This is a genomic window from Nocardia sp. NRRL S-836 (assembly GCF_001279525.1).
Taxonomy (GTDB): Bacteria; Actinomycetota; Actinomycetes; order Mycobacteriales; family Pseudonocardiaceae; genus Lentzea.
In genome coordinates, this window is record NZ_LGDY01000091.1 from 341,067 (window position 1) to 355,543 (window position 14,477).

Below are 14,477 nucleotides of genomic sequence, written 5' to 3' on the forward strand. Positions count from 1 at the left end.
TGCGATCATGCACCCGTCTCGTCGTTCTCGCGCCGTTCTTCCTTGAGCCGTTCCTCGAGGGGACGCGGGTGGGCCTGCTCGTACTCGGTCATCCCGTACTTGTCCGCCCCGGCCCAGTCCTCCGGCGGGTCCATGCCCTCCTCGAGCGGGTCCTTCTTGAGGTTGTCCTCGTCGAGGGCCTCGAAGTCGTCGTTGTCCGCCGGCGCGTAACCGCCCCTGTCTTCACTCATGCCGGTCCTTGTACCCGCATTCGGCTCATCCGATGCTTTGCCCGACGAGCGATCCGATGGCGTAGGTGACACCCATCGCGATCAGGCCGCCCACGACGTTGCGCAGGACGGCTCGTTGCTTCGGCGCGTTGCTGAGCCGTGCGCTGAAGTACCCGGTCAGGGCGAGGGTCACTATCGCGGCGACGACCGTGACGGGCACGCGCAGGGACGGCGGGGTGGTCGCGATGGCGATGAGGGGCAGCAGCGCGCCGATCGTGAAGCTCACGAAGCTGGCGATGGCGGCGCCCCACGGGTTGGTGAGCTCGTCCGGGTCGAGCTTGAGCTCGGCCTCGGCGTGGGCGGCCAGCGCGTCGTGCTCGGTGAGCTGCACGGCCACCTCCCGCGCCGTCTCGGCGTCCAGCCCCTTGCCCTGGTAGATGTCGGCGAGCTCCTTGAGCTCCTCGTCGGGCATCTCCCTGAGCTCGCGCTTCTCCTGCGCGATCAACGCCCGTTCGGCGTCGCGCTGGCTGCTGACCGACACGTACTCGCCGCTGGCCATCGACATCGCACCGGCGAAGAGCCCCGCCAGGCCCGCGACCAGGATCTGCACCCGGTCCGTGGTCGCACCGGCGACACCCACCACGAGGCTGGCGGTGGACACGATGCCGTCGTTCGCACCCAGGACCCCCGCACGCAGCCAGTTGATCCGGTCGCCGCTGACCTCGTCGTGAGGCTCGTGATGCGTCATCCCGGCAGGCTATCGCGCACTGTTCAGGCGTGCTAAGCCCGGTGTTTACCCAGGTCAGCCGGTTGGACGTCGTTTTTTGTCAGACCCCGGTGGCACACTGTCGAACAGATGTTCGTCACGGTGCTTTCAGGAGGTCAGTCCAGATGCAGATCGAGCCCCGCCGCTGGCCCGGCCGCGTGGTCCCCGCCACCGACGCCGACGTGGCCACCGCCGTCGAGTCGCTGTGCGTGCGCGCCTCCTGGCCCGACGCGAACCGGCACTGGATCCGCCGCACCCTCGAACCCTGGTTCGCCGCCGGCTGGTCCGTCGACGCCGTGCTGACCGCCATCGACACCCACCCCGACGGCACCCGCCAGGGCCGCCCCCGCTCCCGCTCGCAGGTCGCGCACGAGTTCCTGCGCGCCCGCCTGCGCTCCTGGACAGCCGACGGCACCCTGGCCCGCCCCCCGTTACCCGGCATGACGCTCGGCGAGTGGTTCCGGGTGAACCGCCGCAACGCGGTGCTGAACACCCCGCGCCGCTCCGCGGGCCTGGGCTCGGAGGGCGAACGCGCCCGCGCCGCCTCCCGCGCACTGGCCCACCGGCGTGACCCGGTCGAACGCAGCCGGGAGAAGGGCCGCCGCCGGCAGGAGTCGCTGGACAGCCTGCTCGTGCCGGGGGTGCAGGCGCCGAGCTTCGCCGACTCGTGGCGGCTGGTCGCCGACCTGGTGCCGGTGCAGCGGGTGTGTTCGGCGTGCGGTCACGTGCGGAAGGAGGCGCAGCGCCCGGCGGCTGAGCGGGTGGCTTAGGGGGCAGCGGGGCGTTCGGTGACCGGGGCGCCTGGTTCGGGACGCGTGGTTCGGATGTCTGGTTCGGGATGTCTGGTTCGGGCGGTGGTGAGGCCCAGGCGGTGGTGAGGCCTTGGCGGTGAGCGAACCGGCGGTGGTAAGGCCGGGCGGTGGCGAACCGGCGGTAGGCGAACCGGCGGCGGATGACGGTCTGGCCGATGCGACTCGGTGAGCGGGCCGGCCCCGGACCCTTTGATGGTGCGGCAGGTCGGCCGATGTGTCCCACGCGTCCGGCTCACGTCGATCGACTCGCGGAGGTTCCGGCCGTGCCGTGCGTCACCTGGCCTTTCTCAAGGCTTCTACCTGCGCTTTTCCGCCGTCACCCGGTCGGTGAGGGTTGAGACCGGCACCCATCGGGAACACGGGGCGCGTTCGTTGTTTCCAGACAGAGGGGCCGAGATGCTCGAAGTGACGCCGGTGGCTGCGGAAGTCATCAACGAGCTGACTGCACAGTCCAGCACCAACGACGACGTCGGCCTGAGGTTCGCGCTCGCCACCGAGGACAACAGTCAGGCCGCGCTGGAGCTCTCCCTCGCCGAGCCCGTCGACGGCGACCAGGTCGTCACCGCGGACGCGGGTGCCAAGGTCATCATGGAGCCGGCCGCGGCCGAGTTCCTGGACGACAAGGTCCTCGACGTGCGGCAGGACGAGGAGGGCAACCCGGCCTTCGCGATCGCCCGTCAGGCACCCGAGGACGGGGTCGCCGGCGAGTGACCGGCCGACTGCGCGAACGGGCCGGGCCTCCAGGAGCGGCCCGGCCCGTTCGACCAGACCCGCGGCACAGGCCCAGGAGAAGACGAAACGCCCCTGTCCCCGAAGTGCGGGGGGCAGGGGCGTTGCGACGAGCGGTACAAACCCAGCCGGACGGTGCCGCCGACCGGACGGGGTCAGCCCTCGATGCGGCGGATCACGGAGATCGGGCCGATCGAGTTGATGTCGGCGATCTTCACCGGCACACCCTCGGTCGAGGCGTGGACGGCGCGTACGTTGTCCACCGCCATGGCCACGTGGGACTGGCTGGAGTAGTAGACGATGATGTCGCCGGCCTTGACCTCGGAACGCGAGACCGGGCGGCCCGCAGCGGCCTGGGCGTAGCTGGTGCGGCCGATGGACACACCCGCGTACGCGTAAGCCTTCTGGATCAGCGACGAGCAGTCCCAGGAGTCCGGGCCGTTGGAGCCGTAGACGTAGGGCTCGCCGCGCTGGGCCAGTGCGAACTCCAGGGCCTTTCCGGCGGTGCCGGCCGGGACCAGGATGGTCGACATGTCGCCCTTGTTGCGCAGGGCGGTCTGGGTGGCGGCGTTGAGCTGGTTGTACTGGGCGCGGACCTCGTCGAGCTGCTTCGCGAGCTCGGTCTTCTTGGCCTCGATCTCGCCGAGCAGCTTCTTCGACGCCTCCGTGGCCTCGTTGGCCTTGCGGGTGGCGGCGTCAGCGGCGTCGACGGCGTCGGTGAGCTTCTTGAGGGCTTCCGCGTTGTCCGTGGCCAGGATGTTGATGGCCGTCATGCGGTTGAGGAAGTCCTGCTGCGAGTTGCTGACGAGCAGCGCGGAGAGCTGGTTGAAGCGAGCGCCGCCGAACGAGGCCTCGGTCAGGAGGTCGACCTGGCCGCGAAGGGCTTCTTCTGCCTGCTTGGCGACGGTGAGGTCGCTCTTCGCCTTGTCCAGCTCACCCTGGCGGGCCTTCAGGTCGTCCTGAGCCTTGAGGTGGTCCTGGTTGAGGCGGGAGGCCTGCTCGGACAGCTCGTTGTACTTCTTGAGAGCGTCGGCGGCCGAAGGCTGTGCGTTGGCCGGGGCCGTGGGAAGAGCGGCGGCGACGACTGCTGCCGCCACGATCGCTCCACGCACGGTACGGCGTGAGGGTTGCGACACCACGTCGCGGGTCCTCCTTTGTCCTGGCAGCCACCACACTGAGAACTACTGCGTGTGAGGCGGCAACCTTGGCGTGTGCCCCGAGTGGGTTAACTGCTGGGCCGAAGGTCTCGGACAGGTTACGGAATGACCTTGTTCACGTCTACCACCGGAGCCCCACCAGTTCACCGATCAGCACGCTCTCACAGCCGTCTACGTCGGTTTATCGCGGGGTGGGAGAGACGCGTCACCCGACCACCCGGCGAATCACCGAAATAGGACCGATCGAGTCGATGTCGGCGATTTTGACTGGGACGCCCTCGGTCGACGCGTGCACCGCCCGGACGCCGTCCACGGCCATCGCCACGTGCGACTGACCCGAGTAGTAGATGATGAGGTCGCCCGGCGCGATGCTCGCGCGGGTCACCGCACGGCCCACCTTCGCCTGGTCGTAGGTCACGCGGGGGATGCTCACGCCGGCGGCCCGGTAGGCGGCCTGCACCAGCGAGGAGCAGTCCCACGAGTCGGGGCCGTTCGAGCCGAACACGTACGGTTCGCCGCGTTGCGCCAGCGCGAAGTTCAGCGCCGCGCCGGCCGCGCCCGCGGGCACCGGCACCGAGGACGTGTCGCCCTTCGCGGCGAGCGTGGCCTGCTGCGGAGCAGACAACGACCGGTACTTGGCCCGTGCGGTCGCCACCTGCTCGTCCATCGCCGCCTTGCGCTGCGCCACGTCCGAGAGCAGCTTGGTCGCCGCCTCGGCCGCTGAGGCCGCGCTCGACCTCGCCCGCGCGGCCGTGGTCAGCGTGGCGTCCAGCCGGGCCAGCGCCTCGTTGTTGTCCGCGGCGAGGATGGTGAGCGCCTGCATGCGTTGCAGGAAGTCCTGCTGGGAGCTGCTCGTCAGCAGTGCGGACAGGTTGGTGAACCGGGCGCCCTGGAACGAGGCCTCGGTCAGCAGGTCCACCTGGCCGCGGAACCGCTCGGACGCGGCGAGCGCCTGCTTCTCGGTCTCCGTCGCGGTGCTGAGCTGCGTGTTCGCCGCGGCGAGGTCGCTCTGCGCCTTGAGGTGGTCCTGGGTGAGCTTCTCCGCGTGGTGGGTGAGCTCGGTGTAGGCCTTCAGCGCGTCCGCGGCGGGCTGGGCGTGCGCGGATGGCATCGACACCACCGTCGCGGCGACCACGGCGGCGAAAGCGGTTGTCCTGGCAGCACGTCGGCCGGGCACGCGGCCTCCTCAGGAGTCGGGAACAACTTCTGAGGAGGCCTACGGCCGGTGGGCCGGCCCGGTTCAGCCCTGGACGTGGTGGACCATCTCGTGGACGACCTTGCCGTCGGCGCAGTGGTTCAGCACCTGTCCGAGCGAGGCGCCGCTCACCGGAGCGGTCAGGACGTCCGTCGCGCACACGGCCACGGCGCTGTGGTTCCAGGGGTTGTCGGGCACGTGCGCGTCCATGCCGAAGCCCGAACCGGGGTCGGCCAGCGCGGGCGACGCGGCGGCGAGTGCGGCACCGGCGGCCGCCAGAACAGAGGTTGCGATACGTGAGTAGTTGAACACGACGCGCAACCTAGAGGCGGGCGCACCGCCGCTGCGGCACCACTCGCCGAGCCGAGATCGATAACACCCGATCAGGCACCCCTGCGGGGGTTCCATCGCCGCTTGATAGGTTAGGCAAGCCTAAACTCAGGAGGTGGACAGGTGCGCAGGACAGTCGCCGCGGTTCTGCTGCTCGGCCTGGTGGCCGGGTGTGGTGGAAACGCTCCTGCGGAGCAGCAGGGACAGTGGTCGTTCAAGGACGACCGGGGCAAGGAGGTCACCGCAGAGAAGCGGCCCGAACGCGTGGTCGCGCAGGTGTCCGCCGCCGGCGCCCTCAAGGACTACGGCGTCAACGTGGTCGGCACGTTCGGCCCGCTCAAGCGCGCCGACGGCAGCACCGACCCCGAGGCCGGCAGCATCGACCCGAGCCAGGTCACCGACATCACCGGTCCCGGCTACGGCGAGATCGACGTCGAGAAGTTCGCCGCGCTGAACGCCGACCTCGTCGTCGCCGGCTACTACCCGGAGGTCACCGGGCTCTGGCACCTCACCGCCGAGTTCGAGGAGAAGGTCGCCAAGATCGCTCCCACGGTCGGCATCGGCCAGTCGAAGATCCAGCTGCCGGACGGCATCAAGCGCTTCCGCGAGCTCGCGAAGTCCCTCGGCGCCGACGTCGACTCGGCGAAGGTGAAGGCCGACGAGGAGGCGTTCACCAAGGCCGCGGACCGGCTCAAGGCCATCGGCGCCAAGATGACAGCGGCGAACCAGAAGATCCAGGTGGTCGGCGCGGACCCGAAGCTGTTCTACGTCGCGGTGCCCGCCCGCAACCCCGACCTCGACTGGTACTCGAAGGAGCTCGGCCTGCCGCTGCTCACGCCGACGACGCCCGACGCCGAGGGCGGCGGCTACTTCCAGTCGCTGTCGTGGGAGAACTCCGGCACCTACAAGGAACACGTGATCATGTGGGACACCCGCCAGCACGTGCTCGACCCGGAGAAGATGAAGGAGGGCCACCCGGTCTTCCAGGCGTTGCCCGCGGTGCAGGCGAACCGGTTCGTGGAGTGGAACGCGGTGGCCCCGCTGAGCTACTCCTCCTACGCCAAGATCATGAACAAGCTCGCCGACCAGCTGGACGCGGCACTGGCACGATGACCGATTGCTGAGTCCTCACAAGAAAAACGGCCCGTTGCGCGTGCTCGGCACCGCACGGGCCGTGGCGTCTCTTGGTTGCCGCTTCACCCGAAAGGGGTGTTGAGTGGGAACCAGCCTCTTGAGGGGAGAAGGCGATGTGGGGGAAGCGTGTTGCCGTCCTTGCCATTTCACTGCTGCTGACCGGGTTGACCACGTCCGCCGCCCACGCCGGGACCGGGGTCACGCCCGCGTCGACGTCGTGGGTGTCGGGTGAGCACGGCTGGGTGCTCGGCGTCGACACCCTGTGCCAGACGCAGAACTGCGTGCGGCTGATCCGCACGCTCGACGGGGGAACGTCCTGGACGCGGGTGCCGACACCGCCGCTGGCGGTTCCCGAGACCGGCCGGTTGCGCGTGCTGTTCGCGAGCGACGCGGCGGGCATGGTGACCGACGGCGAGCAGCTGTTCGTCACGAGCAACGGCGGCACCCGCTGGGAACCGCTGGGGTTCAAGGGAACCGTCGGCGCACTCGGGTTCGACGACGCCGGGTTCCTCGCGGTGGTCCACGACGGCACGTCGTCGCGGCTCTACCACCGCGACCTGTGGTTCAGCAGCTGGCAGCCGGTGCCCGGCGTGGAGGTCAAGGGGCAGGCGTTCGGTGCTCTCGCTCCGGGCCAGGTCTCGTTGTCGGTGCCGTTCCAGGAGAACCGGTACTGGACGCGGTCGCCGGCGGGCTGGCTGGAGGAGCCGGCGCCGTGCACGGTCGAGTCTGCGACGAGGCTCGGCACCGTCGGCGCCGACCGCTACGCGTTGTGCAGCTTCGACCCCGGTTTCGGGAACATGACGAAGGAACTGCGCAGGTCCACCGGCGGAGGACCGTTCACGACCGTCAGCGTGCCGCCGCGCGAGGGCATCACGACGGGCTTCGCGATCTCGCCGGAGGCGGCGCTGGTGGCGGCGACCGGCCGTGACTGGTCGTTCGTGCACCGCGGTACCGGCGAGAAGTGGGCCACGCCGCTGACGCTGGGCGGGCCGTCGTTCGAGGACCTGGCGTTCTCGGACGCGCGCCACGCCACGCTGGTGCGCGGCGGCCCCGGTCAGGAGTTCGCCGAGGTCTACCGCTCCGACGACGCCGGGCTGAGCTGGAAGCCGGTCGCGGTGTAGCGGCGGCGGCCGGGATGGCTCGGTAGCCTGGCGATCATGGACCTCCTCGACCAGGGCATGCTCGACGTGGGCGACGGCAACCAGATCTACTGGGAGGTCGTCGGCGATCCGGACGCCAAGCCCGCCGTGTACGTGCACGGCGGGCCCGGTTCCGGTTGCTCGGTCAACGCGCGCAAGGCGTTGCGCGGCGGCAACTACAAGCTGGTGCTGTTCGACCAGCGGGGCTGCGGCCGCAGCACGCCGCACGCCAGCGACCCGGCCGCGGACATGAGCGTCAACACCACCGACCACCTGATCGCCGACATGGAGCGGTTGCGCGAGCACCTCGGCATCGAGAAGTGGCTGGTGTTCGGCGGTTCCTGGGGCGTGACGCTGTCCGTGGCCTACGCCCAGCGCCACCCCGGCCGGGTCAGCGAGCTGATCCTCGTCGCGGTCAGCCTCGCGTCGGCCCGCGAGCTGGACTGGCTCTACCGGGGCGTCTCCCGGTTCTTCCCGGAGGCGTGGGACCGCTTCAGCGCCCACGCCGGCCACGCGCCGGACCTCAGGCGCGCCTACGCGGACCTGATGGAGAGCGCCGACCACGCCGTGCGCGAGCAGGCCGCCGTGGAGTGGATGCGCTGGGAGGACACGGTTCTCTCGCTGGAGAGCTTCGGCAAACCGCACCTGTTCAGCGACCGCCCCTCCAGCGACATGATCGCGTTCGTGCGGATCTGCGCGCACTACTACGCGAACACCGGGTTCGTCGGCGACCTGGTGGGCGACGCGGACAAGCTCGCCGGCATCCCCGGCGAGATCATCCACGGCCGCCGCGACATGAGCTGCCCGCCGGACACGGCCTGGCGGTTGGCGCGGGCGTGGCCGGATGCGACGCTGACCGTCGTGGACGACAGCGGTCACAAGGGCAGCGCCGCGTTCGCCGCGGCGATCGACGCCGCAGCGAGGAGGTTCTCCCCATGACGCAACGGAAACCGCACGGCATGGACTTCGAGTCGTGGATCGACCGGCAGATCCGCGAAGCCCAGGAACGCGGCGAGTTCGACAACCTGCCGAGCGCGGGCAAACCGTTGCCCGGCGCGGGCGAGACGCTCGACGAGGACTGGTGGCTCAAGAAGAAGGTGCGCGAGGAGGAGGGGACCGGCCTGCCTCCTTCCCTGCTGCTGCGCAAGGAAGCCGAGAGCGCCAAGGCCCGCGCGCTCGCGGCTCCCACCGACGAGGACGCGCGCGCGATCGCCGAAGCGATCAACGCACGCATCCTCGACGCACTGCGCAAACCGTTGTCCGGTCCACCGTTGAACCTCATGCCGTTCGACGTGGACGCGCTGGTACGTGAGCGGAAGGGGAGCTCACCTACCGGCTGACTCAGCTCGCGTTGACGTCAACGCAGGAGTAGAACGCGTTGGAGGTGTCGGCGATGTTCCACACGGCCAGGATCTTGTGCCGACCGGCCGAGCCCACGTTGACGGTGTGCTGCACGTTCGCCGGCGGCTGCTGGTTGTTGCCGCTGAACGTGGCCACCTTGCGCCCGTCGACGTAGTAGTAGTAATCCCGCGTGCTGTGCCGCGCGGTGAACGTCCAGTTGAACGTCACCGACCGGCCGGTGTTGGCCACCCGCCACCCCTTGCTGTCGTTGCTCAGTTCCGCGAACTGCGACAGGTTGGCGTGACAGCTCTGCAGGCCCTTGGGCCCCTCCACCGACTGCGGCTCGTACTTGATGGAGCCGCAGGAAACGACGCCGCTGGCGCACTGCGCCTGACGGCTGGCAGGCGACGACACGTAGCCATGCGCGAACGCCGTGCCGGTGGGGAGAGCCACGACGAGCAACGGTGCGGCGACCACCCCGGCCACTGCGGCCGCGACCCTGCGTCGGATATCCATGTGACTTCCTTTGCCTTGATGTTGCTGGTGTTCGTGACATCGCGGCGGCGGTTGAAGGTCTAGACCATACCGCGAGTGACGAAGGAGCCACAAGGTGTGCCTGTCGGACTTGTCTCGTCTTGGCTGTCCTGTCCGCATGACGTTGGCGGTGTTCGGGCCTGGTTGGCGGAGGTTGTGGCGGAGTTTGGGGTACATAGCAGGCTTGAGTGCGAACGGCGTCTGTGAGGCGCGTCGTGCGGCAAGATTGCGCGCATGCGCCGAACGCTGTGGGCTGCCGTCGGGCTGACCTCCCTCGCGGCCGGGGTGACGCTGTGGTTGTTGGCCCGTACCAACCTCGCCGACGGCCCAGACGTGGCCAACGTCCTCGCCTTGCCGGTGGGGATGCTCGGATTCGGCGTGTCCGTGTGGGCGCTGCAGCCTCGGCCGCGTTACGACGACCAAGCTGTACTGCACGCCGCCGCGACCCGTCTGCTCGGCGCCGTCACCAGCGCCGAAGCCCGCACTCTGGCCAGGCTCCTCGGCGACAACGGCGACCCTCGCCCCGCCGACCTGGCGTTTCTCCAGCCGCGGTTCCGCCCGTGGCGCGTGGACGGCGGGGCGGACTCGGGCTCGTTGGCGACCATCGCCGCCTACTACCGCTCGCTCCAACGCGGCAGGCTGGTGGTCATCGGGGAGCCGGGGTCAGGCAAGACCGTGGCCGCCCTGCGGCTGCTGCTCGACCTGGCGGCCGAGGCGCCGGGGCGTTTCCGGGTGCCCGTCCGGCTAACGCTCGCCACCTACGACGCGGAGCAGATCACCCGGGCCACGCTCGACGCCTGGATTGCGACGTGGCTGACGCACACCTACAGCGTGAAGGCTGAAGCAGCGGCCCGGCTGGTGGCGGACGGCTGGGTCCTCCCCGTACTCGATGGCCTGGACGAGATGCCTGCCCGACGCGCGAAACAGGTCGTACAGGTGCTCAACGAACCGATGGGCCCGACTGGCGACCCCGTGGTCCTGACCTGCCGCACCGCTGACTACTCGACGGCGCTGCAGGACGCGACCGTCATCGAGCTGGAACCGTTGACCGTGGACCAGATCGCCGCGTGGCTGGCCCACCGGTTCCCAGGAACGGTGAAGCCCAGATGGACGCCGGTGATCGCGACGATGCGCAAGTATCCCGGCGGGCGGTTGGCCAAGGCGCTCGCCTCGCCCCTGCGGCTCTACCTCGCGGTGACGGTCTACGCGGACGAGGCCTCCATGCCGCGCGAACTGATCGGCCTCAAGCCCGGCCAACTGGAGCACCACCTTGCGGCAGGCCTCGTCGCGGCCCTCCTGGCGCACTCGCCGCTCCCCTGGGGCGTGCGGGGGGACGAGGGCGCAGTCACGAGGTGGCTGCGCACGGTGGCGGCAGGCGACGTCATCGACGTGACCGCCCTGTGGACCGTTCTACGCCTGCGCGGGAGCGCGTTCAGCTGGGTCGCGGGCTGCGCTGTCGGCCTGCTGTCCGCAGCGCCACTCATCTTCGTCGCCGAGATGGTGCTGCTACCTGGGGAGGAGGAGATGGCGTCGGGGTTGATGCTCGTCAGCATCGTCATTTTCGTGGTCGTCGCCGCAGTCACCATGATCGCGCCGCCCGCCACCCCGCAACTGTGGTCCCCGGAGTACCTGCTGCGCAGAGGCCCGTTGGCGATCGGCACAGCGGTCGTCGCCGTGGGCGTCGCTGTGGTCGTCAGCTCCAGGCAGACAACCCTCCTACTGCCCGCAGTGCCCGCGCTGGCCCTGAGCGCGATGCTGGCGATGAGCTCGTCGAGCCGCGAGGTCTGCGTCCGGCCGAGCGACCCACTGCGCTGGGCGAAGACCCGCGCGGCGATGCAGATCCTGGCTTCGGTCGCCGGGATGGGCTCCCTGATAGGCTCGCTGGCCTCGTCCGCTGAACAAGTTGGAACTTCAGTAGACGTGATCGTCGGTTCGGTTATCGGCACGTTGGCCTATGGGCTGACGATTGGATTCGCCTTCGCCCTTCCCCGCTCGCCTCTCGCCCGCTACCCCGCTGTGGTCGCGATCGGCCGGTGGGGTGACCGGCTCCCGTTGCGCACGGCACGGTTCCTGGACTGGGCGCACGAGGTCGGGCTGTTGCGTATGGCGGGCACCGCTGCTGAGTTCCGCCACGAGCGCCTGCGCGCTCACTTTCGCGAGACATGGACCCCGGCAAGCGGACCGAGCGATCACGCGCGCCCCGGGCCGGGATCAATGTGATGTTGCGGCCAGGCCGGTCCAGTCAGGCGGCCTCCAGGACGAAGAACACGAAGCTCAGGAAGGCCCCGGAGGGGAACCTCGCCATCTCGTCGGGAAAGAGTTCGTGGGCTTCCGGCGCCGGAGGCGGCTCGCTGATGACGGCGGTGCGGAAGCCTGCTGCGGTGAAGGCATCGGTCATCGCGTGCAGCGGCCGGTGCCAGTAGGTGAGCACGGCCTTCTGGCCGTTGAAGTCGTACTCGTCGGACCACTTGGTGGTCGCGAAGTAGTCAGTCTCGCGATGCACCATCTTGAGGAGGATGGGGTGGTTGACGACCACGATCAGCCGGCCACCGGGCTTCAGCACCCGCCGCAGCTCAGCCAGTGGTGCGGTCCAGTCCTCCAGGTAGTGCAGCACCAAAGCGGCGACGGCGTCGTCGAACGCGCCGTCGGTGTACGGCAGCGGGCCCGTTATGTCGGCGACCCGCAGGTCCACGTCGTCGCCGAGCCGCTGCCGGGCCAGCTCCACCATCTTGGCGCTGCGGTCGAAGCCGCTCACGACGGCTCCCCGATCACGTAGCGCGACGGACACAGGACCAGCACCGCAGCCGGCGTCGAGAATTCGTCGACCGGCCACGTCGCCGGCCAGGTCCACGATCGCGGGCCGGACGTAGTAGGCGTTGAGGAGGCTGGTCTCGTTCTCGGCCGTGTACGCCTCGGCGAAGCCGTCGTAGTCGTTCTCCACGGCCACATCGGCGATGACGGCGGAGCTCTCGGGAATGGCAGGCATGTTTCCCATACTGCCCAGTGATCAACCAGGGTGCCAGGAGATCCTCTCCCTCGCCAATCGCCCGCTTGGGCGGCGCGCTCCCATCAGACCAGGTCAACGCCGAGTCCACTGGATACTCTGTGGAGTTCGAGGTCGCGTTTGCGACCGAGGCCGGCGAGCAGCGGTTGTCCCTGGTCGGCTTCGAGTCCTGGTTGGAACGGGATCGGCTGATGCTGCTCGACTTCGATCCGGACACCGTCGGTCTCGCCTCGCAGCCGTACTGGCTGTTCTGGACCACGGCGGAAGCCCGGTCGCGGTCGCACGCGCCTGACTACTTCGCGCGGCTCGCGGACGGAACCGCGATCGTTTTGGACTGCCGCCCGCTGGACCGGATCAAGCCCAAGGACGAGGTCGCCTTCGAGGCCACCCGAGCGGCTTGCGAACTGCTGGGCTGGCGCTACGAGATCGTCGGCACGCCACCTGAGGTGCTGCTGGCGAATGTCCGGTGGCTGGCCGGATACCGGCACCCGCGTCACGACCTGCACGTGGTGGCGCAGACCCTGCGCGCGGTGTTCTCGCGGCCGATGCCGCTGTGGCGCAGCCCGGCTCACTCACGAGCGGTCAAGATCGCAGCGGATCGCCCGCTGCGCCGCCGCTCGAGCCCTCGTCCGTGAGCGTCCGGACGTGGGCTCAGTCGGCCTGCGGTGCCGATGCCGAGTTCGGTTCCGGCGCCACTCCCGGCGGTGTCACGTCCAGGAACTCCGCCTCCGGCCACGACTCCGGTGCCGGGCCGAACGCGCGCCGGGCGGCGCGGACGGCCAGGGCGGCGACGGTGGCGTTGGCGCCGCCGCCGATCACCGCGCCGATGCCGAACGGGGCCACCCGGCCGAGCACGATGATCCCCTGCTTGGTGCCGTACTTGGTGATGAAGTTCTTGCCCAGCACCTTGTTGATCCTGAGCAGCGTCGCCGCGGGCACCTTGCCGACGAGCTGGCGGCCCCAGTGCTGGCCGGTGCGCTCGGCGATCTTGCCGATGGTGGTGGAGCCGGACTCGCCGAGCAGGATGCCCATGACGAGCGTGCGGCGGCGTTCGATCTCGTCGAGCCGGATGCCGTGGACCTCGGCGACCGAGAGCGCGAAGAGGGTGCTCAGTTCGAGCGAGGAGAAGAACTCGCCCGCCGACAGGGCCAGCGCGATGCCGGTGCCGACGGCGGGTGCGGCCGCGGCGCCTCCGACCGCGGCGCCTGTACCGGCCAGGGCGCTGACGTACATCCGTTCCAGGGTGCGGATGACCTCCGCCGGTGTCGCGTCCGGGTTGCGCTGGCGGGCCCTGGCGATGTTCTTGCGCACCAGCGGTGTCTGCAGGCCGATCGCCTTGTCCAGCAGGTCGAGGATCGGCTGACCCCGTCCGCTGGACGCCGGAACCGGTCCGTCGAGGGCGTCAGAGGGCACCCGAGCTCCTTCGAGTCGTCGCGAGAGGTCACGCACCCGAGCGGCTGGAGCCCAGTCTGCGCACAGGGACGTCGTCACTTGGTGACGGCCTCGATGTCGGGCCATCGGGCCCGCGCGTTACGCACGACCTCCACGACAACAGCGGACAGAGGGCTGCCGACCTGGTGGTGCCTCCGCCGTGACGGAGACACCACCCCGGCTGTCAGCAGCGCACGGCGGAACCGTTGTACTTCAGGTTGCTGTCCCAGACCCAGCCGGCGATGTCCTGGCCCACGACCCGCACCCAGGTCCAGGTGTTGCCCGAGTCGTTGGTGACGTAGCAGTGGTAGTGCAGCCTTGTGCTGCTGTCGATGTAGCCGTCGATCGAGCAGTCCGCGTAGGGGCCCTCCGAGCGGACCGGCACGCTCGACTTGGACGGGTAGCCCTCGTTGAACGTGTCCTTCGCCGAGTGGCTGTGCGAACGGCAGGCGGCCGACGTGGCCGGTTGGCCCTCGGTGGCCGGACTGGCCATCGAGGCGGACGGGGCCACGACGACGAGGCCGGCGATGAGGCCGGCCACGGCCGCATGGCTGCGCAATGTTATGAGTTTCACGGTGATTCCTTCCAGGTGTGCCGAACGCCTCGAATCCAGCGAACGGAACGGGTGAATGTGGTAGCGCGCGACGGAATGCCCCCGCTTGATTCGCGTTCGCCGCAATGGCGCGCGATTCGAAC

At 69.6% G+C, this 14,477-nt stretch carries 17 protein-coding genes; 8 read left to right on the forward strand and 9 right to left on the reverse strand.

Translation table 11 applies throughout. The annotated features are described in order from the left end of the window. Nucleotides 1–5: 5 nt before the first annotated feature. Nucleotides 6–230, reverse strand: a complete 225-nt coding sequence (locus ADL03_RS12515) for a hypothetical protein (protein WP_053733537.1) — start codon at nt 228–230, stop codon at nt 6–8. 25 nt (nt 231–255) lie between these two features. Continuing rightward, nucleotides 256–957, reverse strand: coding sequence for a VIT family protein (locus ADL03_RS12520; protein ID WP_053733538.1), 702 nt, complete (start codon nt 955–957; stop codon nt 256–258). 143 nt (nt 958–1,100) lie between these two features. Between ADL03_RS12520 and ADL03_RS12525 the strand changes: the two genes are divergently transcribed. Next, nucleotides 1,101–1,745: a hypothetical protein gene (locus tag ADL03_RS12525; protein ID WP_053733539.1), complete on the forward strand. Its 645-nt coding sequence runs from the start codon at nt 1,101–1,103 to the stop codon at nt 1,743–1,745. Between the two features lie 456 nt (nt 1,746–2,201). Continuing rightward, nucleotides 2,202–2,498 (forward strand): hypothetical protein, encoded by a 297-nt coding sequence (locus ADL03_RS12530; RefSeq protein ID WP_231641800.1) that lies wholly within the window; start codon nt 2,202–2,204, stop codon nt 2,496–2,498. A 173-nt stretch (nt 2,499–2,671) separates the two neighbouring features. Here ADL03_RS12530 and ADL03_RS12535 read toward each other — a convergent pair whose 3' ends face one another. From ADL03_RS12535 to ADL03_RS12545, 3 genes are all read right to left on the reverse strand, one after another. Continuing rightward, the gene (locus ADL03_RS12535) at nt 2,672–3,613 is read right to left on the reverse strand and encodes a C40 family peptidase (RefSeq protein WP_197288276.1); all 942 of its coding nucleotides are present in this window, start codon (nt 3,611–3,613) and stop codon (nt 2,672–2,674) included. A gap of 265 nt (nt 3,614–3,878) precedes the next feature. Further along, a complete protein-coding gene (locus ADL03_RS12540; protein WP_053733542.1) occupies nt 3,879–4,850 on the reverse strand; it encodes a C40 family peptidase in 972 nt (323 codons plus the stop codon). Between the two features lie 63 nt (nt 4,851–4,913). After that, a complete protein-coding gene (locus tag ADL03_RS12545) occupies nt 4,914–5,180 on the reverse strand; it encodes a hypothetical protein (protein WP_157528513.1) in 267 nt (88 codons plus the stop codon). Between the two features lie 141 nt (nt 5,181–5,321). On the opposite strand from ADL03_RS12545, the gene ADL03_RS12550 reads away from it, so the two are divergent. From ADL03_RS12550 to ADL03_RS12565, 4 genes are all read left to right on the forward strand, one after another. Further along, on the forward strand, nt 5,322–6,311 hold the full coding sequence (locus tag ADL03_RS12550) for an ABC transporter substrate-binding protein (RefSeq protein WP_053733544.1): 990 nt from the start codon (nt 5,322–5,324) through the stop codon (nt 6,309–6,311). A gap of 134 nt (nt 6,312–6,445) precedes the next feature. After that, nucleotides 6,446–7,453 (forward strand): hypothetical protein, encoded by a 1,008-nt coding sequence (locus ADL03_RS12555; RefSeq protein ID WP_053733545.1) that lies wholly within the window; start codon nt 6,446–6,448, stop codon nt 7,451–7,453. A 36-nt stretch (nt 7,454–7,489) separates the two neighbouring features. Next, nucleotides 7,490–8,410: a prolyl aminopeptidase gene (gene pip / locus ADL03_RS12560; RefSeq protein ID WP_053733546.1), complete on the forward strand. Its 921-nt coding sequence runs from the start codon at nt 7,490–7,492 to the stop codon at nt 8,408–8,410. Further along, complete coding sequence (locus ADL03_RS12565; RefSeq protein WP_053733547.1) at nt 8,407–8,811, forward strand: DUF1992 domain-containing protein; 405 nt, start codon at nt 8,407–8,409, stop codon at nt 8,809–8,811. Before pip ends, ADL03_RS12565 begins: the two co-directional genes overlap by 4 nt. A 1-nt stretch (nt 8,812) precedes the next feature. On the opposite strand, the gene ADL03_RS12570 is transcribed toward ADL03_RS12565, so the two are convergent. Then, entirely contained in the window at nt 8,813–9,328 is a 516-nt protein-coding gene (locus tag ADL03_RS12570) for a lytic polysaccharide monooxygenase auxiliary activity family 9 protein (protein ID WP_053733548.1), read from the reverse strand. A gap of 252 nt (nt 9,329–9,580) precedes the next feature. On the opposite strand from ADL03_RS12570, the gene ADL03_RS12575 reads away from it, so the two are divergent. Continuing rightward, the gene (locus ADL03_RS12575; RefSeq protein ID WP_053733549.1) at nt 9,581–11,566 is read left to right on the forward strand and encodes an NACHT domain-containing protein; all 1,986 of its coding nucleotides are present in this window, start codon (nt 9,581–9,583) and stop codon (nt 11,564–11,566) included. 22 nt (nt 11,567–11,588) lie between these two features. On the opposite strand, the gene ADL03_RS12580 is transcribed toward ADL03_RS12575, so the two are convergent. Further along, nucleotides 11,589–12,332 carry a class I SAM-dependent methyltransferase gene (locus ADL03_RS12580; RefSeq protein ID WP_053733550.1) on the reverse strand — a complete coding sequence of 248 codons (744 nt, stop codon included), beginning with the start codon at nt 12,330–12,332 and terminating at the stop codon, nt 11,589–11,591. A gap of 65 nt (nt 12,333–12,397) precedes the next feature. Between ADL03_RS12580 and ADL03_RS12585 the strand changes: the two genes are divergently transcribed. Next, a complete protein-coding gene (locus tag ADL03_RS12585) occupies nt 12,398–12,985 on the forward strand; it encodes a TnsA-like heteromeric transposase endonuclease subunit (protein WP_157528515.1) in 588 nt (195 codons plus the stop codon). 16 nt (nt 12,986–13,001) lie between these two features. Here ADL03_RS12585 and ADL03_RS12590 read toward each other — a convergent pair whose 3' ends face one another. Together ADL03_RS12590 and ADL03_RS12595 are read right to left on the reverse strand one after the other, a co-directional pair. Then, on the reverse strand, nt 13,002–13,763 hold the full coding sequence (locus ADL03_RS12590; protein WP_053733552.1) for a hypothetical protein: 762 nt from the start codon (nt 13,761–13,763) through the stop codon (nt 13,002–13,004). Between the two features lie 202 nt (nt 13,764–13,965). Continuing rightward, nucleotides 13,966–14,355, reverse strand: coding sequence for a hypothetical protein (locus tag ADL03_RS12595; protein WP_063798539.1), 390 nt, complete (start codon nt 14,353–14,355; stop codon nt 13,966–13,968). Between the last annotated feature and the right edge of the window lie 122 nt (nt 14,356–14,477).

Excerpts from the sequence above, each read along its gene's own strand:
- ADL03_RS12515 (WP_053733537.1), bottom strand. The coding sequence starts at position 230 with ATGAGTGAAGACAGGGGCGGTTACGCGCCGGCGGACAACGACGACTTC.
- ADL03_RS12520 (WP_053733538.1), bottom strand. The coding sequence starts at position 957 with ATGACGCATCACGAGCCTCACGACGAGGTCAGCGGCGACCGGATCAAC.
- ADL03_RS12525 (WP_053733539.1), top strand. The coding sequence starts at position 1,101 with ATGCAGATCGAGCCCCGCCGCTGGCCCGGCCGCGTGGTCCCCGCCACC.
- ADL03_RS12555 (WP_053733545.1), top strand. The coding sequence starts at position 6,446 with ATGTGGGGGAAGCGTGTTGCCGTCCTTGCCATTTCACTGCTGCTGACC.
- pip (WP_053733546.1), top strand. The coding sequence starts at position 7,490 with ATGGACCTCCTCGACCAGGGCATGCTCGACGTGGGCGACGGCAACCAG.
- ADL03_RS12565 (WP_053733547.1), top strand. The coding sequence starts at position 8,407 with ATGACGCAACGGAAACCGCACGGCATGGACTTCGAGTCGTGGATCGAC.
- ADL03_RS12570 (WP_053733548.1), bottom strand. The coding sequence starts at position 9,328 with ATGGATATCCGACGCAGGGTCGCGGCCGCAGTGGCCGGGGTGGTCGCC.
- ADL03_RS12575 (WP_053733549.1), top strand. The coding sequence starts at position 9,581 with ATGCGCCGAACGCTGTGGGCTGCCGTCGGGCTGACCTCCCTCGCGGCC.
- ADL03_RS12580 (WP_053733550.1), bottom strand. The coding sequence starts at position 12,332 with ATGCCTGCCATTCCCGAGAGCTCCGCCGTCATCGCCGATGTGGCCGTG.